Annotated in this window: 22 protein-coding genes; 10 read left to right on the top strand and 12 right to left on the bottom strand. The window is 68.8% G+C overall.

Annotated elements, in window-relative coordinates:
* Window positions 1-57 precede the first annotated feature (57 nt).
* Genes era through DFR72_RS35455 form a run of 5 tightly spaced genes read right to left on the bottom strand, consistent with a single transcriptional unit; the run spans window position 58 to window position 4227 of the window.
* Window positions 58-954, bottom strand: coding sequence for a GTPase Era (gene era / locus DFR72_RS35475; RefSeq protein ID WP_090070643.1), 897 nt, complete (start codon window positions 952-954; stop codon window positions 58-60).
* A gap of 53 nt (window positions 955-1007) precedes the next feature.
* Window positions 1008-1340: a cytidine deaminase gene (locus DFR72_RS35470; RefSeq protein WP_090070641.1), complete on the bottom strand. Its 333-nt coding sequence runs from the start codon at window positions 1338-1340 to the stop codon at window positions 1008-1010.
* Complete coding sequence (locus DFR72_RS35465) at window positions 1333-2622, bottom strand: hemolysin family protein (protein WP_090070639.1); 1290 nt, start codon at window positions 2620-2622, stop codon at window positions 1333-1335. The genes DFR72_RS35470 and DFR72_RS35465 overlap by 8 nt, the downstream gene beginning before the upstream one ends.
* A 4-nt stretch (window positions 2623-2626) precedes the next feature.
* Window positions 2627-3172, bottom strand: coding sequence for an rRNA maturation RNase YbeY (ybeY, locus tag DFR72_RS35460; protein WP_030474423.1), 546 nt, complete (start codon window positions 3170-3172; stop codon window positions 2627-2629).
* A gap of 5 nt (window positions 3173-3177) precedes the next feature.
* Window positions 3178-4227, bottom strand: a complete 1050-nt coding sequence (locus DFR72_RS35455; protein ID WP_090070637.1) for a PhoH family protein — start codon at window positions 4225-4227, stop codon at window positions 3178-3180.
* A 145-nt stretch (window positions 4228-4372) separates the two neighbouring features.
* Between DFR72_RS35455 and DFR72_RS35450 the strand changes: the two genes are divergently transcribed.
* Both DFR72_RS35450 and DFR72_RS35445 read left to right on the top strand, forming a co-directional pair.
* Window positions 4373-5119, top strand: coding sequence for a GNAT family N-acetyltransferase (locus DFR72_RS35450; protein ID WP_114773877.1), 747 nt, complete (start codon window positions 4373-4375; stop codon window positions 5117-5119).
* A gap of 10 nt (window positions 5120-5129) precedes the next feature.
* Window positions 5130-5912 (top strand): GNAT family N-acetyltransferase, encoded by a 783-nt coding sequence (locus tag DFR72_RS35445; protein ID WP_170176556.1) that lies wholly within the window; start codon window positions 5130-5132, stop codon window positions 5910-5912.
* Here the strand turns inward: DFR72_RS35445 and DFR72_RS35440 are convergent.
* The 6 genes from DFR72_RS35440 to hrcA form a co-directional block, all read right to left on the bottom strand.
* A complete protein-coding gene (locus tag DFR72_RS35440; protein ID WP_090070631.1) occupies window positions 5879-6226 on the bottom strand; it encodes a histidine triad nucleotide-binding protein in 348 nt (115 codons plus the stop codon). The genes DFR72_RS35445 and DFR72_RS35440 overlap by 34 nt on opposite strands.
* Before the next feature lie 8 nt (window positions 6227-6234).
* Window positions 6235-6825, bottom strand: coding sequence for a TetR/AcrR family transcriptional regulator (locus DFR72_RS35435; protein ID WP_090070629.1), 591 nt, complete (start codon window positions 6823-6825; stop codon window positions 6235-6237).
* A 9-nt stretch (window positions 6826-6834) separates the two neighbouring features.
* On the bottom strand, window positions 6835-7491 hold the full coding sequence (locus DFR72_RS35430) for an alpha/beta hydrolase (RefSeq protein ID WP_090070627.1): 657 nt from the start codon (window positions 7489-7491) through the stop codon (window positions 6835-6837).
* Window positions 7492-7830: 339 nt separating this feature from the next.
* Window positions 7831-8562 (bottom strand): 16S rRNA (uracil(1498)-N(3))-methyltransferase, encoded by a 732-nt coding sequence (locus DFR72_RS35425; RefSeq protein WP_090070625.1) that lies wholly within the window; start codon window positions 8560-8562, stop codon window positions 7831-7833.
* The gene (gene dnaJ, locus DFR72_RS35420) at window positions 8559-9707 is read right to left on the bottom strand and encodes a molecular chaperone DnaJ (protein ID WP_090071038.1); all 1149 of its coding nucleotides are present in this window, start codon (window positions 9705-9707) and stop codon (window positions 8559-8561) included. Before dnaJ ends, DFR72_RS35425 begins: the two co-directional genes overlap by 4 nt.
* A gap of 43 nt (window positions 9708-9750) precedes the next feature.
* Window positions 9751-10773: a heat-inducible transcriptional repressor HrcA gene (hrcA, locus tag DFR72_RS35415; protein ID WP_090070623.1), complete on the bottom strand. Its 1023-nt coding sequence runs from the start codon at window positions 10771-10773 to the stop codon at window positions 9751-9753.
* 142 nt (window positions 10774-10915) lie between these two features.
* On the opposite strand from hrcA, the gene DFR72_RS35410 reads away from it, so the two are divergent.
* Both DFR72_RS35410 and DFR72_RS35405 read left to right on the top strand, forming a co-directional pair.
* A complete protein-coding gene (locus tag DFR72_RS35410; protein ID WP_090070621.1) occupies window positions 10916-13393 on the top strand; it encodes a DUF262 domain-containing protein in 2478 nt (825 codons plus the stop codon).
* A gap of 9 nt (window positions 13394-13402) precedes the next feature.
* Complete coding sequence (locus tag DFR72_RS35405; protein ID WP_090070619.1) at window positions 13403-13597, top strand: hypothetical protein; 195 nt, start codon at window positions 13403-13405, stop codon at window positions 13595-13597.
* On the opposite strand, the gene hemW is transcribed toward DFR72_RS35405, so the two are convergent.
* Window positions 13598-14806 (bottom strand): radical SAM family heme chaperone HemW, encoded by a 1209-nt coding sequence (gene hemW, locus DFR72_RS35400; RefSeq protein ID WP_090070617.1) that lies wholly within the window; start codon window positions 14804-14806, stop codon window positions 13598-13600.
* A 369-nt stretch (window positions 14807-15175) separates the two neighbouring features.
* Between hemW and DFR72_RS35395 the strand changes: the two genes are divergently transcribed.
* Genes DFR72_RS35395 through DFR72_RS35370 form a run of 6 tightly spaced genes read left to right on the top strand, consistent with a single transcriptional unit; the run spans window position 15176 to window position 21024 of the window.
* The gene (locus tag DFR72_RS35395; RefSeq protein ID WP_090071036.1) at window positions 15176-16855 is read left to right on the top strand and encodes a nitrite/sulfite reductase; all 1680 of its coding nucleotides are present in this window, start codon (window positions 15176-15178) and stop codon (window positions 16853-16855) included.
* Complete coding sequence (locus DFR72_RS35390) at window positions 16852-17010, top strand: hypothetical protein (RefSeq protein WP_030472080.1); 159 nt, start codon at window positions 16852-16854, stop codon at window positions 17008-17010. Before DFR72_RS35395 ends, DFR72_RS35390 begins: the two co-directional genes overlap by 4 nt.
* Window positions 17007-17702: a phosphoadenylyl-sulfate reductase gene (locus tag DFR72_RS35385; RefSeq protein ID WP_090070614.1), complete on the top strand. Its 696-nt coding sequence runs from the start codon at window positions 17007-17009 to the stop codon at window positions 17700-17702. Before DFR72_RS35390 ends, DFR72_RS35385 begins: the two co-directional genes overlap by 4 nt.
* On the top strand, window positions 17699-18616 hold the full coding sequence (cysD, locus tag DFR72_RS35380; protein WP_090070612.1) for a sulfate adenylyltransferase subunit CysD: 918 nt from the start codon (window positions 17699-17701) through the stop codon (window positions 18614-18616). The genes DFR72_RS35385 and cysD overlap by 4 nt, the downstream gene beginning before the upstream one ends.
* Entirely contained in the window at window positions 18617-19960 is a 1344-nt protein-coding gene (locus tag DFR72_RS35375; protein WP_090070610.1) for a sulfate adenylyltransferase subunit 1, read from the top strand.
* 14 nt (window positions 19961-19974) lie between these two features.
* The gene (locus tag DFR72_RS35370) at window positions 19975-21024 is read left to right on the top strand and encodes an ABC transporter substrate-binding protein (protein WP_090070608.1); all 1050 of its coding nucleotides are present in this window, start codon (window positions 19975-19977) and stop codon (window positions 21022-21024) included.
* Window positions 21025-21044 lie beyond the last annotated feature (20 nt).

The raw sequence follows: 21044 nt of genomic DNA, 5'->3' as shown, positions 1-21044 counted from the left end.
GCCGTGAGGTGGCCTGCTGGGCGCCGGAAGACGCGGTGAAGACCGGAGGTCACGGCACTAAAAACCCAGGCGGCGCAACTGCTTCGGGTCCCGCTGCCAATCTTTGGCGATCTTGATGTGCAGGTTCAGGTACACCCGGCTGCCCAGCAGGCGCTCGATCTGCTTGCGCGCCTCCATGCCGACCAGCTTGAGCCGCTCACCCCGATGCCCCAGGATGATCGCCTTCTGCGACGACCGCTCCACGAACACGAACGCGTGGATGTCGATCAGGTCGTTGCGGCCCTCCCGCGGCGCCATCTCCTCCACCACGACGGCGATGGAGTGCGGCAGCTCGTCGCGCACGCCCTCCAGCGCGGCCTCGCGGATCAGCTCGGCGACCAGGGTCTGCTCCGGCTCGTCGGTCAGGTCGCCGTCCGGGAACAGCTGCGGGCCCTCCGGCAACTTCTTCAGCAGCAGGTCGCTCAGCGTGTCGACCTGGAAGCCGTCCACCGCGGACACCGGGATGATCTCGGCGAACTCCATGATCTTCTGCAGCGCGAGCAACTGCTCCATCACCTGCTGCTGCGACACCAGGTCCGTCTTGGTGACGATGCCGAGCACGGGCGTGCGCTTGGCGACCTTCTCCAGCTCGGCGGCGATGAACTTGTCACCGGGGCCGACCTTCTGGTCCGCGGGCACGCAGAAGCCGACGACGTCGACCTCCGACCACGTCTCGCGCACCAGGTCGTTGAGTCGCTGGCCGAGCAGCGTGCGCGGCCGGTGCAGACCGGGGGTGTCGACCAGCACGAGCTGGCCGTCCTCGCGGTGCACGATGCCGCGGATCGTGTGACGCGTGGTCTGCGGCTTGCTGGACGTGATGGCGACCTTCGAGCCCACCAGCGCGTTCGTCAGCGTCGACTTCCCTGCGTTCGGGCGGCCGACGAAGCACGCGAACCCGGAGCGGTAACCATCCATCCGTCCATTGTCCCTCTAGCCGGTTCTGGCCGTTCGCGGGGCCTTCCGGCCACCTAGAACTGCTTGCGCAGCTCGCCTGAGAGGTTCGCGAGGAGCACCGGGCCGGACGGCGTGAGGTCGCGCACGGCCGCCAGCGACTCCCCGTCCACCCGGTTCGACTCGCTCACGACCGCCGCCGCCTCCAGCCCCTCGGCGCCACTCGACACGGCGGCCGCGACGGCCGCCTGCAGCGCGGTGAGCTTCAGCGACGGCAACGAGACCGTGGAAGCGTTGTAGGTGCGGCCGTCGAGGTCACGCACCGCCGCTCCCTCCTCGGCGCCGTTGCGCGCGCGGACGGACCGCGCGAGTGTGATGAGCTTCGCGTTCTCGGGGTCGACGTCAGTCATCTTCTTCTGTCTCCTTCTGCACGGGACGCACGAGCACGGTGGTGACGCGGATGCGGCCGCGCTCGTCCTTGCCGCCCTCGGCCCGCATGCGCAGGCCGGCGATCTCCGCCTCGGTGCCGGGCAGCGGCACGCGCCCGAGCCGTTGCGCGAGCAGGCCGCCGACGGTCTCGACCTCGTGGTCGTCGAGCTCGGTGCCGAACAACGCGTCCAGGTCGTCCACCGGCAGGCGCGCGCTGACCCGCACCGCGCCGTCCTCCAGGTGCTCGACCGGCGGGCGGTCGTCGGTGTCGGACTCGTCGGTGATCTCGCCGACGATCTCCTCGAGGATGTCCTCGATGGTCAGCAGGCCCGCGGTGCCGCCGTACTCGTCCACGACGATCGCCATGTGCCGGCGCGACACCTGCATCTCGCGCAGCAGGTCCGCGATCGGCTTCGAGTCCGGGATGAAGCTCATCGGGCGCATCAGCTCGGAGACGCACTTCGGGTCCTCGCCCTCGGCGAGCGTGGCCCGCATGAGGTCCTTGAGGTTCACCACGCCGAGCACGTCGTCGACGCTCTCACCGATCACGGGGACGCGGGTGTAGCCGGTGCGCAACGACAGCGCGAGCGCCTGCCGCAGCGACTTCGACTGCTCGATCCACACGATCTCGGTGCGCGGCACCATGATCTCGCGCGTGATCGTGTCGCCCAGCTCGAACACCGAGTGGATCATCTCGCGCTCGCCCTCGTCCACGACGCCGCGTTCCTGCGCCATGTCGACGAGCTCGCGCAGCTCGACCTCGGAGCTGAACGGGCCCTCGCGAAAGCCCTTGCCGGGCGTGATCGCGTTACCGATGAGGATGAGCAGCTTGGACAGCGGCCCGAGCACGCGCCCGAGCTGCCGGACGGTGCCCGCGGCGAGCAGGCTCACGCCGTACGGGTGCTGACGGCCGAGGGTGCGCGGCCCGACGCCGACGAGCACGTACGACACGATCAGCATGCTCAGGCACGAGTACAGGACGGCGAGCCCGTCCTGTGCCACGTAGTCGAGGAACACCGTCGTGACCAGCACCGCCGCCGACATCTCGCAGGCCAGGCGCAGCAGCAGCAACAGGTTGACGTGCCGTGGCCGGTCGTTGAGGACGTTCAGCAACTGCCCGGTGCCCCAGCGGCCCTGCCGTTGCAGGGCCTCCACCCGTGCGCGTGACACGGTGCCGAGAGCGGCATCCACGCACGCGAACAGGCCGGCGGCAAGCACGAGCAAGACGGCCAGCACGATCACACTGGCAGGGTTCGCGCTCATCGCGTCAGGCTTCTTCGTTCTTCTCGTCCAGGCCGACCGCGCCGAGGACCTTGTCGTCGGTGCTGCGCTGGTGCGCGGCCCGTTCGGCCTCGTCACGAGCGGTGCGGAAGTCGCCGAGGATGCGGTTCTGCAACGTGAACATCTCACGTTCCTCAGCGGGCTCGGCGTGGTCGTAGCCCAGCAGGTGCAGCACACCGTGCACGGTCAGCAGGTGCAGCTCGTCCAGCAGGCCGTGGCCCGCCTTCTTGGCCTGGTCCTTGGCGAACGCGGGGCACAGCACGATGTCCCCGAGCAGCGCGGGACCGAGCCCCGCGGCGTCGGGACGGCGCGCGGAGTCCAGCTCGTCCATGGGGAAGGCCATGACGTCCGTCGGACCAGGCAGGTCCATCCAGCGCTCGTGCAGGTCTGCCATCACGTCCAGCTCCACGAGCAGGACGGACAGCTCGGCCAGCGGGCTCACGCCCATGCGGTCCAGCGCGAAGCGGGCGGCGGAGACGATGGAACCCTCGTCGACTCCGACACCCGACTCGTTGGCGATCTCGATGCTCACGGCGCCTATCGTCCTCGCCGCTGGTTCCCCCGGCGTGCACCGGGTCCGTGGTGCTGCCCGTTCTGGTCGACGAGGTCCTGCTGGACCTGCCACTTGTCGTACGCGTCGACGATGTCGCCGACCAGGCGGTGACGCACCACGTCCTGGCTGGTCAGCGTCGAGAAGTGCACGTCCTCGACGCCTTCGAGGATGTCCCTGACGACCCGCAGGCCGCTGCGCTGGCCGCCCGGGAGGTCGACCTGGGTGATGTCACCCGTGACGACGACCTTGGAGCCGAAGCCGAGGCGGGTGAGGAACATCTTCATCTGCTCGGGCGTGGTGTTCTGCGCCTCGTCGAGGATGATGAACGCGTCGTTCAACGACCTTCCGCGCATGAAGGCCAGCGGTGCGACCTCGATCGTGCCCGCCTGCGTGAGACGAGGGATCGACTCCGGGTCGACCATGTCGTGCAGCGCGTCGTAGAGCGGGCGCAGGTACGGGTCGATCTTCTCGTAGAGCGTGCCCGGCAGGTAGCCCAGGCGCTCGCCGGCCTCGACGGCCGGGCGGGTGAGGATGATCCGGTTGACCTGCTTGGCCTGCAGCGCCTGCACGGCCTTGGCCATGGCGAGGTAAGTCTTGCCGGTGCCGGCGGGGCCGATGCCGAACACGATCGTGTTCTTGTCGATCGCGTCGACGTAGTGCTTCTGGTTCAGCGTCTTCGGCCTGATGGTGCGGCCTCGGCGGCTGACGATGTCGAGGCTCAGGACCTCGGCGGGCGACTCGACGTCGTTCGCGCTGAGCATCGCGACGATGCGGCGGACGGCGTTCTGGTCGATGGGCTGGCCACGGCCCGCGAGGGTGATGAGCTCGGAGAAGACGCGTTCGGCGAAGGCCACGTCGGCGGGGTCGCCGGACAAGGTGATCTCGTTCCCGCGCACGTGCACGTCGGCGTCGAGCAGTTCCTCCGCCAGCCGGAGGTTCTCGTCGCGCGACCCGAGCAGCGTGAGCACCGCACCTTCCGGCACGGCGAACCGGGACTGACCTTCCTTGTTGCTCTGCTGGTTTTCTTCGGCCACGTGGCCCCGGCCTGCTTCCTGTCGCTCGGATCTGGTGGCGTCGATGCTAGTCCGGCCGAAAATGGGTGGCTACCGCTTTGCTCACGGTGTGTGCTCGGGAGCTGTGGAGATCCGCAGGCTTGGTGTCGAGGACGTACCCGAGTGCATGAAGCTCGTGACGGACCGGGGTTGGAGCTGGACGCCCGCGCAGTGGGAGATGCTGCTGGCCCTCGGTCCGGGCTTCGGCGCCTTCGACGAGAACGGGCTGCTCGGCACGACTCTGGTCACGCCGTATGCCGAGATGCAGGCGATCAGCGGCGTGCTGGTCGGTTCGTGGGCTGAACGCAGAGGTATCGCGGGCGCGCTGATATCCAATGTATTGGATACGGGTCCGTCGGTGCTGTACGCGACGGCGATGGGTGAGCCGCTGTACGAGCGGCTCGGCTTTCACCCGGTCGGGCGTGCGCTGGCGTACCACGGCGAGATCGCCGGTGTGGCGGCCGGCGTGACGCGGCCGGCGACGTCGGGCGACCTGTCCGCGGTGGTGGAGATGGACCGGGCGGCGAGCGGGTTCACGCGAGAGGCGTTCTGGGCGCACGTGTTCGGTTCGTCATCGGTGTACACGCCCTACATAGCGGACGACGGTTTCGTCTGCACGCGGCGCATGGGTGAGACGTTGGTCATCGGTCCGTTGGTAGCGCCGAATGTGACGGCGGCATGCGAGATCATCGTTGACGTGGCCGCCGGCGCCGGGCCGTCCCGTGTGGACGTGAGCGACCCGGAGGTGGCGTCGTTCCTGTCGGGCAGGGGCTACGAGGTGCGCGGCGGCTGCGCGTTGATGGTGCACGGCGTCGATGACGTCGGCGGCGACCGTGCGCGGTACTTCGCGCCCGCGTCGCTCGCGTTGGGATGACTGGGGAACTGTGGAACTGCGACGACTGACGATGGACGACATCCCCGCGTGCGCCGACCTGGCCGAGAGCCGGTCGTGGCCGCGCGAGGAGAGCAAGTGGGAGTTCCTGCTCACGTACGGCGAAGGCTGGGGACTGTTCGACGAGCACGGTCTCGTCGGCACGACGATCGTGACGCGCTATCCGGAGCTGGCGTCGGTCAGCATGGTGCTGGTCGCCGAACGCGCCGCACGCCAGGGCCACGCGCGCCGACTGGTCTCCCACGTGCTGGACACCGGTGTCTCGACGTTGTTCGCGACGCCGATGGGCCGCCCGCTCTACGAGCGGCTGGGTTTCCACGCCGTCGGCTTCACCGACATCCACGCAGGAACCTTCACCGGACCGGCCGCCGGCGTGTCGCACCTCGCGACGGCCGCCGACCTCGACGACCTCGTCGCGCTCGACACCAAGGTCACCGGCCTCACCCGGCCGTACCTGTGGGAGTCGCTGCTCAGGATGGGCACGGTCCGGATCTCCGGCCACGGCGTCGCGGGCACGTGGCAGGTGCGCGAGGGCCGGAAGCTGATCGGCCCCGTCATCGCGGACTCCCCCGCCGACGCGTGCGCGCTCATCGCCGACTGCGCCGCCGGGGATCCCAGCGTGCGCGTCGACGTGCACGACCCCGAGATCATCGCTTTCGTGCGCGAGAACGGCCTGGAGTCGTGGGGTGAGGCCACCTGGATGGTCCGCGGCGCCGAGCACCTGCCGGGCGACCGCACCCGCTACCGCGCTCCCCTGCTGCAGGCGCTGGGCTGAAGACGACCGCCGCCCAGCAGGTGCAGGTGGGCGTGGAAGACCTCCTGTCCGCTGTCAGGGCCGGTGTTGAAGAGCAGCCGGTAGCCCGACTCGGCCACGCCCTCGGCGTCGGCGACCTCCTTCGCGGCGGCGAAGAGGTCGCCGAGCTGCTCGCCGTTCAGGTCGACGGCGTTCGGCACGTGCTCGCGCGGGATGAGCAGCACGTGCACGGGCGCCTTGGGCTGGATGTCGCGGAACGCGAGCGTCGTCTTGGTCTCGTGCACGATCGTCGCGGGAACCTCACCGGCGACGATCCGGCAGAACAAACAGGACATGCCCCACGCTAAGCGAAGAGCCGGTCCAGCTGCTCGTCGACGGCCTCGACCATGTCGGCGACCGTGAGCTCGTCGGGGCCGAGCCCGTGGTGGATGTTGAGGCCGTCGATCAGCACGATGAACCGCCGCGCGGCCTTCATCGGCACGACGCCGTCCCGCAGCTCACCTGCTTCTTGCGCCGCAACGAGAACACGCGCGATCTCGCCGTACAGCTCGCGCGTGCCGACGCGTTCCAGCTCGTGCAACGACGGCTCGACCATGGCCCGCGGCAGGAACGACAGCAGCACCGCGGCCTCGACCCGGCGGTCGTCGTCCACGGCCAGCATCGCGTGTGCGAAGGACCGCAGCACCTCCCGGTTGCCGGCCGAGGTGTCGATCTTCTCCAGCCGCGCGATGAACCGCCGGTACGCGAGCTCCATCGCGAACCCCAGCAACGCGTCCTGCGTCGGGAAGTAGTGGCGCAGCGACCCGCTCGACCAGCCGGACTCGGCGGCGACGGCACGCACGGAGGCGTGGTCTATCCCGTCCCGCTGGACGATGCGCCACACTGCCTCGGCGAGCTCGCGGCGGCGTTCCTCGTGGTCGACAACCTTCGGCACCGGCCCTTTCTAGCAGTCGCGCGCGAGCCGGACGACAGCCGCGCGGCACCTCTCCCACGACTCGGTGCCCGGCGTGATCATGTCCATGTGGCCTGCTCCCGGCACCACGACGAGCTCCGCCTGCGGCTCGGCGGCGCAGAACTCGATCGACTGCTCGACCGGGACGTCCTCGTCCTGGTCACCGTGCACGCACACCACCGGCTTGCCGATGGGGATCAGCGCGGCCGGAGAGGCCTCCGCGAACTGCTCCTCGGTGCACAGCTCCAGCGCCCGCGGCGTGATGTGCTTCGTGAAGTCCAGCACCGCCGCCTGGGCGACCGCTCCGGCCACTCGCGCGCTGTGCTTGGCCGCCCACACGGCGAGGTGGCCTCCGGCGCTGTGCCCGAGCGTCACGACGGGCCCGATGTCGACGGCGTCGATGGCGGCGAGCACGTCCTCACCGGTCTGCGGCCACCCACCGCCGCCGCTCACCCGGCGGTATTCGACGTTCCAAACGACAAATCCTTCCGCGACGAGCACGTCCGCGAGAGGTCGGCCGAGTTCGAGGCCGTAGCGCTGGTGCCAGAAACCACCGTGAATGACGACAACGGCACCCTGAGTCGCGGTCTCGGGAACGTAAAGCTCGCCGAACTGACTGGGATGGTCACCGTAAGCAATTCGCTGCACACGCAGAACTTACGTGAACGCCAAGAATTCGCCGAGAAGCGCGCCGGTTCGATAGAGGGTGACGAACCCGCAGGCCAGGGGCACGGCGCAAAGACACCTGAAAACCAAAAGGGGCGCCTCGCGGTCCGAAGCCTGGGGGTCGCTTCGCCGCGAGGCGCCGACGCCGGACCGAGGGGGGAGGTGTCCGGCGAGTCTTTTGGTCAGAAGGGTTAATCGTCTACTCCGTTTCCGGATAGACCAATCGGCCCCTCTGCGAACAAGGGTAACCCCAACCGCCTGCGGTTCGCTACAACTTGCGTCAAGCCAATCCATCCGATGTTCATCTCGAAGTGATCGGGGTCACCACCTAGTAGTACGTACCCCAATGGCACCAAGAGCAACCGCCGCAGCGGTAGATGCACGCAGAACGGTTGGGCCCAATCGGACGATCCGCGCACCCGAAGATCGCAACGCGTCGAGCTCCTCGGGGGTGATGCCACCCTCGGGACCCACGACGAGCAGCACGTCCCCGGACTCGGGCAGCTCGACGTCCGCGAGCCGTTCGGTCGCGCTCTCGTGCAACACGAGAGTGAGCGCTGACGACGACACGCGATGAGAAAGCTGGTTCGTGCTCACGGGTTCGTCGACGAACGGCACTCGCGCGCGACGGGCCTGCTTGGCCGCCTCACGGACCGTGGATCGCCAGCGCCCCAACGCTTTCGCGCCGCGCGGGCCGTCTTCCCACTTCGCCACGCACCGGGCCGCGCGCCACGGCACCACGCCGTCCACGCCGGCCTCGGTGGCGAGCTCGACCGCGAGCTCGCCGCGGTCGCCCTTCACCAGGGCCTGCGCGAGGACGACGCGCGGTGCCGGTTCGGGCTCCACCCAGCGTTCGACCACGCGCAACGCCAGGGCGTCCTTCTCCACCGCCACCACGGAGCAGCGCACCTGGGCACCGGAACCGTCCGACAGCACGAGTTCCTCGCCCGCGCGCAACCGCTTCACGGTGGCGGCGTGCCGGCCTTCCTGCCCGTCGAGCACGAACTCCTCGCCGGAGGGCAACGCCTCGACGAGGAAGACCGGCAGGGTCACCGGTGTCCGCGTGAGGAGCGCAGGCGGGAGAACAGCCCGCCGCCGCCCTTGCCGTTGTGGGACAGCGACGGCTCGCTCTCGCCGCGCATCTCGGCCAGGTCGCGCAGCAACGACGACTGCGCGGCGTCGAGCTTGGTCGGCACGACCACCTCGAGGTGCACGTGCAGGTCGCCGCGACCGTCGACGCGGCCGGTGGACCGCAGCTTCGGCATGCCGCGGCCGGTCATGACGAGCTGCGTGCCCGGCTGCGTGCCGGGGTCGATCTCCAGCTCTTCCTCGCCGTCCAGGGTCTTCAACGGCAACGTGGCACCCAGGGCGGCCGTCGTCATCGGGATCTGGACGATGCAGTGCAGGTCGGCGCCGTCGCGTTCGAAGATCTCGTGCGGGTGCTCCTCGACCTCGACGTAGAGGTCGCCGGCGGGCCCACCGCCGGGGCCGACCTCGCCCTGGCCCGCGAGGCGCACGCGCATGCCCTCGGCGACACCGGCGGGGATGTTCACCGAGATCGTGCGGCGCGACCGCGTGCGGCCGTCACCGGCGCACTGCTGGCACGGGTCGGGGATGACCTCGCCGTAGCCGCGGCACACCGGGCACGGGCGCGACGTGACGACCTGCCCGAGGAACGACCGCTGCACCGACTGGACCTCGCCACGGCCGTGACAGGTGTCGCACTGGACCGGCTTGGAGTTGTTCTGCGTGCCCGCGCCGTGGCAGCGGTCGCACAGGATCGCCGTGTCGACGGTCAGCTCACGCGTGGCGCCCGCCGCGCACTCCTCCAGCGTCATGTCGAGCCGGATGAGCGCGTCGGAGCCGGGCTGCACGCGGCTGCGCGGCCCTCGGCCACCGCCGGGCGTGGCGCCGAAGAAGGCGTCCATGATGTCGCCGAGGCCGAAGCCCTGGAACGGGTCACCGCCCCCGCGGCCACCGCCGCCCGAGTCGAGCGGGTCGCCTCCCAGGTCGACGACGCGGCGCTTCTCCGGGTTCGACAACACCTCGTAGGCGGCCGTCACCTCCTTGAAGCGGGCCTCCTCGTTGGGATTGACGTCCGGGTGCAGCTGCCTCGCGAGCTTGCGATAGGCGCGCTTGATCTCATCCTGTGTCGCGTTCTGCGAGACACCGAGGATGCCGTAGTAATCCCTGGCCACCTTGTTCGCTTTCGTGTTCATCTCAAGTGCAAGACGTTTCTGGTCAACGACCGGTCAGGATCTCACCGACGTAGTTGGCGACCGCACGGACGGCGGCCATGGTCCCGGGGTAGTCCATGCGCGTCGGTCCGACGACACCGAGGCCCCCGAGCGGGTTGTCACGACTGCCGTAGCCGATGGACACCACGGAAGTGCTGCGCATCTCAGCGGCTTCGTTCTCCTCGCCGATGCGCACCAGCACGCGACCGGGGTCGCGGGAGGCGGCGAGCAGCTTGAGCACGACGACCTGCTCCTCCAACGCCTCCAGCACCTGCCGCAGCGAGCCCGGGAAGTCGGTGATGCTGCGGGTGAGGTTCGCGGTACCGCCGAGCACCAGCCGTTCCTCGGGGTGCTCCACCAGTGTCTCGATGAGCACAGTAGCGACCCGCAGCATCGGATCGCGCAGGTTCGGCGGAACCTCGTCGGGCAGCTCGGCGACCTTGGCACTCGCCTCGGCCAGCCGCTGCCCCGCCATCGCCTGGTTCAGCACACCGCGCAGCTGGGCCGTGTGCTCCTCGCTGATCACGTCCCCGAGCTCGACGATCCGCTGGTCGACGCGGCCGGTGTCGGTGATGAGCACCAGCATCAGCCGCGACGGCGTGATCGGCAGCACCTCCAGGTGGCGCACGGCCGCACGCGACAGCGTCGGCACCTGGATCACCGCCACCTGCCGTGTCAGCTGTGCGAGCAACCGCACGCTGCGGCGCATCACGTCGTCGAGGTCGATCGCACCGTCGAGGAAGCTGCGGATGGCCCGCTTCTCGGCCTGCGACAGAGGCTTGATCTCACTCAGCTTGTCGACGAAGAGCCGGTAGCCCTTGTCCGTCGGCACGCGTCCCGCGCTGGTGTGCGGCTGGGCGATGTAGCCCTCGTCCTCCAGCGCGGCCATGTCGTTGCGCACGGTCGCGCTCGACACACCCAGGTTGTGCCTGTCGACCAGGGCCTTCGAGCCGACGGGCTCCTGGTTGGACACGTAGTCGGCGACGATGGCGCGAAGCACCTCGAACCGACGCTCATCGGCGTTCACCGCTGTTCACCTCCGTGTCCACTGCTCCCGAGTTTACCCAGCCGGATTCGTGCCCGGTGTCCGCGCCGAAGCCGCTGGGGCCGTTCGGGTGATAAGGAGCCGAAAGAACCCACGGACGATCTCCCCCGAATAGCGTTCGCGAGTGGTCACCGCGAACGAAACGACGCTTCAGCATCTGCTGGAAGGCTCGAAGCAGTACCGGGTTCCGCTCTACCAGCGCACCTACTCCTGGGAGAAAAAGCAGCTCTCGCAGCTCTGGGACGACATCGTCGGGCTGGCCGAGGACCGCGTCGCCCAGGAGTCGGCCACCCACTTCATCGGCTCGGTCGTCCTCGCGCCGAGTCCCGGCAACGGTCCGACTGGCGTGCCGCAATTCCTGGTTGTCGACGGCCAGCAACGGCTCACCACACTCACGTTGTTGTTGTGCGCCATCCGTGACCACCGCGCCACCCACGAGGATCCGATCCACCGTGGCCGGATGAACGACCTCTACCTGACGAACCCGTACAAGCCCGAGGCGCAGCGACTCAAGGTCCTGCCGACGCAGACCGACCGCGAGGCTTACCAGGCGTGCGTGGACTCGACCCCTCACGCCGGCGGACGTGACAGCGTAGGCGCCGCCTACCGGTTCTTCGCGACCAAGCTCGTCGAGCTGGACGACCCCGACGACCCGTTCGACATCGAGCGACTCGAAGACGCCGTTATCAGCGGCCTGGCGCTGGTGTCGATCACCACCCACCCCGGCGACAACGCACACCGCATCTTCGAGTCGCTGAACAACACCGGCGCCGCGCTCACTCAAGCCGACCTGCTGCGCAACTACCTGTTCATGCGGCTGCCGACCCGCGGCGAGCAGGTCTACCGGTCGCTCTGGCTCTCGTTGCAGAACCAGCTGGAGACACCCAAGAACCTCGAACTGCTCTTCTGGCTCGACCTCGTCCAGCGCGACGCGCGGATCAAGCAGACCGACACCTACGCGGGTCAGCAGGCTCGCCTCGACCGTCTCGACGGCGAGGAGGCCATCGAGGCCGAGGTGGCCAGGCTGTGCACCCTCGGAGCACTGCTCCACACGATCCTGCATCCGGAGACCGAGTCCGACGCGGGTGTGCGCACCAGGCTTCAGCGGCTGAAGGAATGGGGCACCACAACGGTTTATCCGTTGTTGCTGCACCTGCTCGATCGACGCAAGCACGGCACCGCGTCTTCGGACGAGATCGCCTCGGCGATGCTGTACGTCGAGAGCTTCTTCGTCCGGCGCCAGGTCACGGGCCGTGCGACCGCCGGGATCAACCGGATCTTGCTTCAGCTCGTGGCCGAGATGGACCGCGCACAAACCGTCGATCAGGCAGTGCACACCTACCTGTCGACAGGCCGGAAGCACTACGCCGACGACAACGAGATCCGTGCTCTCATCCGCACGGCTCCGTACTACCTGAACGGCAGGGCGAACCAGCGAACGTCGATCCTGCGCTGGCTGGAAACGGAGCACGGCAGCAAGGAACCCGTCGACCTCACCTCGCTGACGATCGAACACGTCCTGCCGCAGACCTCGACCGATGAATGGGAACAGTCCGTCAGCCCGGACCTGGAGCCCGGCGAGAACTACGAGCAGGTGCACAACGCTCTGGTGCACACGCTCGGCAACCTGACGCTGACCGGCTACAACTCGGAGCTGAGCAACAGCGCGTTCGACGCGAAGAGGACACGGCTCGCCAAGAGCGGCCTCGTGATGAACCAGCACATCGCCGAGCAGGCGGAGTGGAGCCGCCCGCAGATCCTCGCCCGTGCCGACGCGCTGGCCGAACGGATCATCGCCGCGTGGCCGGGCCCGCTGGCGGGCACGGCACCGGGCGCGAACGTACAATGGAACCTGATGAACACGGCGCTGGCGGCGTTGCCCGCGGGGTCGTGGACGACCGCAGGCGATCTCGCGGTGATCATCGGCACCACCACGCCGGCGGTCATCGCCCGGCTCGGCACCGTCCAGACGCCCAACGCACACCGCGTCCTGCAGGCAGGCGGTCTGCCGGACGGCGTTTCCTTCGACGCGCTGCGGGCAGAGGGACTGGAGTTCGACGAACACGGCCACGCCTCTCCCGACCAGCGCATCTCATTCGAGGAACTCGCTGAGGCGAGCGGCCTGGACCCGGCGTGGGCCGACGAACCGGCGCAACGATTCTCCGAACAACTGCACGACAAACACGGCAACGACGTCGCATCGGCGGTCTTGGACGTGCTGGAGTTCTGGGATGAAATCGGTGGCGACTTCGGGTACGGCTCTGGCCGCAGCGAGACGTCGTGCTTCCTCTTCGCACGGGACAAGGACGAGCAGGGCGGCAACATCTGGCCGTTCGCGATCTATCCGAGCGGCAGGGTCGAGGTGGTGTTCCAGCACATGCTGGGCCGGCCGCCGTTCGACCAGGTCGTGCTGCGCGAGGAACTCCGGCACCGGCTGAACGCGGCACCTGGCGTCGATCTCCCCGCAGCGAAGATCGAGAAGCGGCCGAGTTTCCCGGTCAAGGCACTACTCGACCCCAAGACGCGTGCCATCGTGCGGGAGACCTTGCAGTGGTTCTACGAGCAGGCTCGCTCGACCGTTTTTGTCGGTGCCGCTCGCTAGGGTCCAAACGTGGACAACGTGGTGTGGCTGCGGCCACCCGGCAAACCATGCCTGGTGCTCAGCGCCGACGAGTGGTGGAAGGGCTCGGTCGTCTGGGAGGAGACCCGCAGGGAGGACGGGCTCTGGTGGGGCACCGTGACGTACGACAAAGAAGACCAGAAGATCACCGAGGTGCGCAGTCAGCACGACCTGCGCGCCCGCTGATCAGGGCAGCAGCCGCCTGACCACGGCGTCGGCGAGCAGTCGTCCGCGGTCGGTCAGCACGCAGCGGTCGTCGTACGGCTCCAGCAGCCCGTCGGCGATCGCCTGCTTGGCCTCCTCGCGGCCGGCCTCGTCCAGCACGTCCATCGGCAGGCCTTCGGCGAGGCGCAGTTCCAGCAGCACCCGTTCGACGCGCTGGTCCTCGGCCGACAACGTCTCGCGGCCGGCGGCGGGTGACTTGCCCTCGGCCAGCAGAGACGAGTAGCGGGCCGGGTGCTTCACGTTCCAGAAGCGCACGCCGCCGACGTGGCTGTGCGCGCCGGGGCCGAATCCCCACCAGTCGGCGCCCTTCCAGTACAGGACGTTGTGCCGGCACTGGGCTTCCACGGACGTCGCCCAGTTCGACACCTCGTACCAGGAGAACCCGGCGCCGCTCAGCGCCGAGTCGACCATCTCGTACGACGACGCCAGCACGTCGTCGTCGGGCATGGGCAGGTCGCCGCGGCGGATGCGGCGGGCCAGGCCGGTGCCGTCCTCCACGATCAACGCGTAGGCGGACACGTGGTCGACGCCCGCGGCCAGCACGGCGTCGAGAGACGCGGCCAGATCCGCGGGCCGCTCCCCCGGTGTGCCATAGATCAGGTCGAGGTTCACGTGCTCGAACCCGGCCGCGCGGGCCTCCAGCGCGGCCTCACCCGGCCGGCCCGGTGTGTGCTTGCGGTCCAGCACGGCGAGAACGTGCCGGGCCGCGGACTGCATGCCCAGCGACACGCGCGTGTAGCCCGCCGAGCGAATGCCGGAGAAGAACTCCACGGACGTCGACTCGGGGTTCGACTCCGTCGTCACCTCGGCGCCGGGGGCCAGGCCGAACGACTGCCGCACCGCGTCCAGCACCTCGCCGAGACCTGAGGCGCCCAACAAGGAAGGCGTACCGCCGCCGACGAACACGGTTTCGGCCGGCGGAGCGGTCCCCAGAACAGAGGCGGCCAGGTCCAGCTCGCGACGCAGGCCCTCCAGCCACGACTCCGGTGACGCGGAGGAACCCAGCTCACCGGGCGTGTAGGTGTTGAAGTCGCAGTAGCCGCAACGGGTCGCGCAGAACGGCACGTGCACGTAGATGCCGAAGGGGCGCGTGCCGACACCGGCGAGAGCGGAAGGGGGGAGCGAACCGTCGGCGGGCGCGGGCTCGCCATCGGGCAAAGCGGAGGGCATGACTCCCAGTGTCCCCTACACGGCCCGAATGGCGGTGTTCGACCAGGGAAAGTATCTGTCGGTGACAGAAATACTACGGAGTGAAACCAGCCTAGGATGTCAACTCCCCCTCGTCAATCCCAGCATTCGGTTGGCGGTGGACCACGCACTGGACGGCATGCACACTGAGGTCATGCATTCGACTGGAGTCCGCCTCGTGGCCCGCCGCCACGTCGACTTCCGTCGTGTCTCCAGCGCGATGTGCCGTCGTTCGGCATGACCGCGCGCTGATTTGTTCCCGTCAGCGCTCGGCGCGCTGACGAGGCCCCCACCACAAGCACCTCCGGGCTCGCACGCGCACTGAGCGCCTCGAAACCCCGGAGGATGGCGATGGCCACGCCGCAGACGTCACCGCGTGCCAAGCAGCGTCGCGGCGAGGGGCAGTGGGCACTCGGATACCGAGAGCCGCTGAACCCCAACGAGCGGAGCAAGAAGGACGACAACCCGCTCAACGTCCGCGCCCGCATCGAGAACATCTACGCCCACGGCGGTTTCGACTCGATCGATCCGGCCGACCTGCGGGGACGGTTCCGCTGGTACGGCCTGTACACGCAGCGCAAGCCCGGCATCGACGGCGGCCGCACGGCCACGCTGGAGCCGGAGGAGCTGGACGACGAGTTCTTCATGATGCGCGTCCGCAGTGACGGCGGTGCGCTCACCACGCAGCAGCTGAGGGTCCTCGGCGAGATCTCGCAGACCTATGCGCGCGACACCGCGGACATCACCGACCGGCAGAACATCCAGTACCACTGGATCCGGGTCGAGGACGTTCCCACGATCTGGCAGAAGCTCGAAGCCGTGAACCTGACGACGATGGAGGCGTGTGGCGACAGCCCGCGCGTCATCCTCGGCTCGCCGGTCGCGGGCATCTCCGTGGACGAGGTCATCGACGGGCAGCCGGCGATCGACACGATCCTCGAGCGCTACATCGGCGACCCGCGCTTCTCCAACCTGCCGCGCAAGTTCAAGACGGCCATCTCCGGTCTGCAGGACGTCGCGCACGAGATCCACGACATCGCGTTCGTCGGCGTGAACCACCCCGAGCACGGACCCGGCTTCGACCTCTGGGTCGGCGGCGGCCTGTCCACGAACCCCATGCTGGGCAAGCGGTTGGGCGCCTGGGTGCCGCTCGACGAGGTGCCGGACGTGTGGGAAGCCGTCATCAGCGTCTTCCGCGACTACGGCTACCGCCGCCTGCGCCACCGCGCGCGCATCAAGTTCCTCGTCGCCGACTGGGGCCCGGAGAAGTTCCGCCAGGTCGTCGAGGACGAGTACCTCAAGCGCAAGATGATCGACGGCCCGGCGCCGGAGACCCTGGACCAGCAGCTCGACCACATCGGCGTGCACAAGCAGAAGGACGGCCTGTTCTACGTCGGCGCCGCGCCCGTCGCGGGCCGGGTCTCGGGCTCGATCCTCGTCGAGGTCGCGAAGTTCGCCGAACGGGCGGGCTCCGGCCGCGTCCGCTTCACGCCGCAGCAGAAGATCATCGTGCTGGACGTGCCCGAGGCCGAGATCCCGGCGCTCAAGAGCGACCTCGCCAAGCTGGGCCTGCAGGTCGACCCGTCGCCGTGGCGCCGCGGCATCATGGCCTGCACCGGCATCGAGTTCTGCAAGCTCGCGATCGTCGAGACCAAGGCGCGTGCCCTCGACCTCGTCACGCAGCTCGAAGCCAACCTCAAGGACATCGTCGACGGTGTCACGGCGCCGATCACCGTGCACATCAACGGCTGCCCCAACTCCTGCGCCCGCATCCAGACCGCGGACATCGGCCTCAAGGGCCAGATCGTCACGGACGAGGCGGGCAACCAGGTCGAGGGCTTCCAGGTGCACCTCGGCGGCGGTCTCGGCCTCGACGCCGGGTTCGGCCGGAAGTTGCGCGGCCACAAGGTGACCGCGGCCGAACTGCCCGAGTACGTCGAGCGGGTCGTGCGGAACTTCGTCGCCCAGCGCGAGACCGACGAGCGGTTCGCGCAGTGGGTCGGCCGGGCGGAAGAGAGCTCGCTGCGATGAGCGAACGCGCGACGCCGTTCTACTGCCCCTACTGCGGTGACGAGGACCTCCGGCCGCAGGAGGAACCCAGCTACGCGTGGCTGTGCACCGGGTGCCGCCGCGTCTTCAAGGTCTCGTTCGTCGGGCTCAACCTGCCGCAGGAGGTGAAGAAGTGAGCGATCTCAAGGAAGACCTCAAGATCGTCGCCGAGGCCGCGGAACTGGAGCTGAAGAACGCTAACGCCGAAGAGTCGCTGGAGTGGGTCGCGCGGACGTTCGGCGACAACTACATCGTCGCCTCCAACATGCAGGACGCCGTGCTGATCGACCTCGCCGCCAAGGTGAAGCCGAACTTCGACGTGCTGTTCCTGGAGACGGGCTACCACTTCCCGGAGACCATCGGCGTGCGTGACGCCGTCGGTGTCGTCTACCCGGAGGTGCGCGTCGTCAACGCCGCCGCCGAGCAGTCCGTCGCGGACCAGGAGGCGGAGTTCGGCCTGCTGTACCAGTCGGATCCGGCGAAGTGCTGCAACCTGCGCAAGGTGATCCCGCTGCGCCGCGAGCTCGCGAAGTACGACGCGTGGGTCACCGGCGTGCGCCGGGTGGACGCCCCGACCAGGGCGAACACGCCGATCGTGCAGTGGGACGAGCGCAACGGCCTGGTGAAGATCAACCCGATCGCGCCGTGGAGCGACGACGAGTTCAACGCCTACATCCGCGAGAAGGGCGTCCTCGAGAACCTGTTGGTGCAGGAGGGTTATCCCTCCATCGGCTGCCTGCCGTGCACCGCCAAGCCGTTGCCGGGACAGGACGCGCGCAGCGGCCGGTGGGCCGGCCAGTCGAAGACGGAATGTGGGTTGCACGGATGAACTCCAAGAACGGGGCCAGCACAGTTCTGGACACCCTGGGACGCCTCGAATCCGAGGCGATCCACATCTTCCGCGAGGTCGCGGGTGAGTTCGACCGGCCGGTGATCCTCTTCTCCGGCGGCAAGGACTCGACGCTGCTGCTGCACCTCGCGATCAAGGCGTTCTACCCGGCGCCGGTGCCGTTCCCGTTGCTGCACGTCGACACCGGGCACAACTTCGACGAGGTCATCGAGTTCCGCGACCGCGTCGTCGCGCAGCACGGCCTGCGCCTGGAGGTCGCGAAGGTCCAGGACTGGATCGACGACGGCCGCCTGGAGGAGCGCCCGGACGGCACGCGCAACCCGCTGCAGACCGTGCCGCTGCTGGACTCCATCACGCAGCACAAGTTCGACGCGGTCTTCGGCGGCGGACGCCGGGATGAGGAACGGGCGCGCGCCAAGGAGCGGATCTTCAGCCTGCGCACGGCGTTCGGCCAGTGGGACCCGAAGCGCCAGCGCCCGGAGCTGTGGAACCTCTACAACGGCCGGCACCGCGCCGGTGAGCACGTCCGCGTGTTCCCGCTGTCGAACTGGACCGAGCTCGACGTCTGGAACTACATCGAGCGCGAGGGCATCGAGCTCCCGGACATCTACTACTCGCACCAGCGCGACGTGTTCCTGCGCGACGGCATGTGGCTCGCCGAAGGCCCGTGGGGCACGGTGCGCGACGGCGAGACGTTGCTGCGCAAGACGGTTCGTTACCGCACGGTCGGCGACGGCTCCTGCACGGGTGCCGTCGAGTCCGACGCCGCCGACATCCACGCGGTGATCGCCGAGGTTGCCGCGTCACGACTGACCGAGCGCGGCGCCACGCGGGCCGACGACCGGCTGTCCGAGGCCGCCATGGAAGACCGCAAGCGGGAGGGTTACTTCTAAATGAGCGACCTGTTGAGGCTGGCCACGGCGGGCAGCGTGGACGACGGAAAGTCCACGCTGGTCGGCAGGCTGTTGTACGACACCAAGTCCGTGCTCGCCGACACGCTCGACGCCGTGCACCGCGCCAGCGCCGACCGCGGTCTCGCGACCCCGGACCTGTCGCTGCTGGTCGACGGCCTGCGCTCGGAACGCGAGCAGGGCATCACGATCGACGTGGCCTACCGCTACTTCGCGACGCCCAAGCGGTCGTTCGTGCTCGCGGACACCCCCGGTCACGTCCAGTACACCCGCAACACCGTCACCGGCGCCTCCACCGCGCAGCTCGCGGTCCTGCTCGTCGACGCGCGCAAGGGCGTCATCGAGCAGACCCGGCGCCACGCGGCGGTTCTCGCGCTGCTGGGCGTGCCGCGGCTCGTCCTGGCGGTCAACAAGATCGACCTCGTGGACTACGACGAGGTGACGTTCTCGCGCATCGCCAAGGAGTTCACGGCGCACGCCACGGCCCTGGGCTACACCGAGGACGCGGTCGTCCAGATCCCGGTGTCCGCGCTGGCGGGCGACAACGTCGTGGACAAGTCCGCGAACACGCCCTGGTACTCCGGCCCGACCCTGCTGGAGCACTTGGAGACCGTGCCGGTCGAGCCCGACCCGCACGACGCCCCGTTCCGCTTCCCGGTGCAGTACGTGATCCGCCCGCGCACGGCCGAGCACCTCGACTACCGGGGCTACGCCGGTCTGATCGCGGCCGGCACGGTCAAGCCGGGTGACGAGATCGTCGTGCTGCCGTCGGGCCGTCGCTCGACGGTCACGAAGATCGACACGGCGGACGGCGAACTGACCGAGGCGGCGGCCGGCCAGTCCGTGACGCTGCTGCTGGCCGACGACATCGACATCTCGCGCGGCGACCTGATCTCGGTGGCGGGCAACGAGCCCACGGTCACCGACGAGCTGGACGCCACGCTCTGCTGGCTCGCGGAGAAGCCGCTGCGACCCGGCGCCCGGGTCCTCGTCAAGCACGGCACGCGCACCGTGCAGGCGATGGTCACCGACCTGCGCGACCGCTTCGACGAGCAGAACCTGTCCAGTGTGGACAGCCCCAGCTCGCTGGAGCTCAACGAGATCGGCCGGGTGGCTCTGCGACTCGCGGAGCCCGTTCCGCTGGACGACTACAGCTTCAGTCGGCGCACCGGGTCCTTCCTGGTGATCGACGCGAGCGACGGTTCCACGCTCGCCGCCGGACTGGTCGGGGCTCCGCTGCCGCTGCTTGAGGACGGCGTGGAGAGCTGTACCGGGGGCAGCGCCGCTGCCCCCGACACTCACGCCCTCGTCTCCCCTGGTCCCTGAAAGGCCCATTTCCCGTGAACCTCAAGCCCGCCATCGCCGTCGCACTGATCGCACTGACAGCCCTGTCCGGTTGCAGCCGCGCCGGTTCCTCCGACACCCCCGCCGCCGAGTCCAAGGGTGCCGCCGCCGAGGTCCGCCTCGGGTACTTCCCGAACGTCACCCACGCCGCCGCGCTGATCGGCGTCGAGCAGGGCCTGTTCGCGAAGGAGCTCGGCGGCACCAAGCTGACGACGCAGACGTTCAACGCGGGTCCCGACGAGGTGAACGCCCTGCTGGGCGAGTCGCTCGACATCGCGTACATCGGCTCCGGCCCGGCGATCAACGCCTACGCGAAGTCCAAGGGCGAGGCCGTGAAGCTCGTCGCGGGTGCCACCTCGGGTGGTGCGCAGCTCGTGGTGAAGCCCGAGATCAACTCGATCGAGGACCTCAAGGGCAAGGTCGTCGCCACGCCGCAGCTCGCGAACACGCAGGACGTGTCGCTGAAGAAGTACCTGGCGGAGAAGAACCTGACGGGCCAGGTCACCGTGCAGAACGTGGAGAACGCGGCGACGCTCGACCTGTTCAAGAAGGGCGACGTCCAGGCCGCGTGGGCTCCGCAGCCGTGGTCGGCGCGCATCGTCGCCGAGGCGGGCGCGAAGGTGCTGCTGGACGAGAAGACGCTGTGGGACGGCGGGGCGTTCCCGACCACCGTGGTCATCGTGCGGACGAAGTTCCTGCAGGAGCACCCGGAGACGGTCGAGGCCGTGCTGAAGGGTCACGTCGCCGCGATCGACTGGGCGAAGGCGAACTCCGACGAGGCCAAGAAGTCCGTGAACGCCGCGCTGGAGAAGCTCACGTCCAAGAAGCTCGGCGACAAGGTCCTCGACGCCGCGTGGGACAACATCGAGCTCACGACCGACGCGCAGGCGAAGCACTTCCCGCAGCTCGCGAAGGACGCCGTGACGGCGGGCGTGGCCAAGGAGGCCGCGAACGTCGCCGGGTACGCCGACTTCACGTTGCTGAACAAGGTTCTCCAGGCACAGGGCAAGCCGCAGGTGCAAGCAGCCGGACTGGACCAGAAGTAAGTCTTCGACGCCGAGGGAAG

The sequence above is a fragment of the Lentzea flaviverrucosa genome (assembly GCF_003350445.1).
GTDB classification, from domain to species: domain Bacteria; phylum Actinomycetota; class Actinomycetes; order Mycobacteriales; family Pseudonocardiaceae; genus Lentzea; species Lentzea californiensis.
This window is presented reverse-complemented; position numbering and strand designations above follow the sequence as displayed.

What these genes read in the sequence shown, in the direction of transcription:
- era (WP_090070643.1), bottom strand. Translation starts at nt 954, where the DNA reads ATGGATGGTTACCGCTCCGGGTTCGCGTGCTTCGTCGGCCGCCCGAAC.
- DFR72_RS35470 (WP_090070641.1), bottom strand. Translation starts at nt 1,340, where the DNA reads ATGACTGACGTCGACCCCGAGAACGCGAAGCTCATCACACTCGCGCGG.
- DFR72_RS35465 (WP_090070639.1), bottom strand. Translation starts at nt 2,622, where the DNA reads ATGAGCGCGAACCCTGCCAGTGTGATCGTGCTGGCCGTCTTGCTCGTG.
- DFR72_RS35450 (WP_114773877.1), top strand. Translation starts at nt 4,373, where the DNA reads ATGAAGCTCGTGACGGACCGGGGTTGGAGCTGGACGCCCGCGCAGTGG.
- DFR72_RS35440 (WP_090070631.1), bottom strand. Translation starts at nt 6,226, where the DNA reads ATGTCCTGTTTGTTCTGCCGGATCGTCGCCGGTGAGGTTCCCGCGACG.
- hemW (WP_090070617.1), bottom strand. Translation starts at nt 14,806, where the DNA reads ATGCCCTCCGCTTTGCCCGATGGCGAGCCCGCGCCCGCCGACGGTTCG.
- DFR72_RS35395 (WP_090071036.1), top strand. Translation starts at nt 15,176, where the DNA reads ATGGCCACGCCGCAGACGTCACCGCGTGCCAAGCAGCGTCGCGGCGAG.
- DFR72_RS35390 (WP_030472080.1), top strand. Translation starts at nt 16,852, where the DNA reads ATGAGCGAACGCGCGACGCCGTTCTACTGCCCCTACTGCGGTGACGAG.
- cysD (WP_090070612.1), top strand. Translation starts at nt 17,699, where the DNA reads ATGAACTCCAAGAACGGGGCCAGCACAGTTCTGGACACCCTGGGACGC.
- DFR72_RS35375 (WP_090070610.1), top strand. Translation starts at nt 18,617, where the DNA reads ATGAGCGACCTGTTGAGGCTGGCCACGGCGGGCAGCGTGGACGACGGA.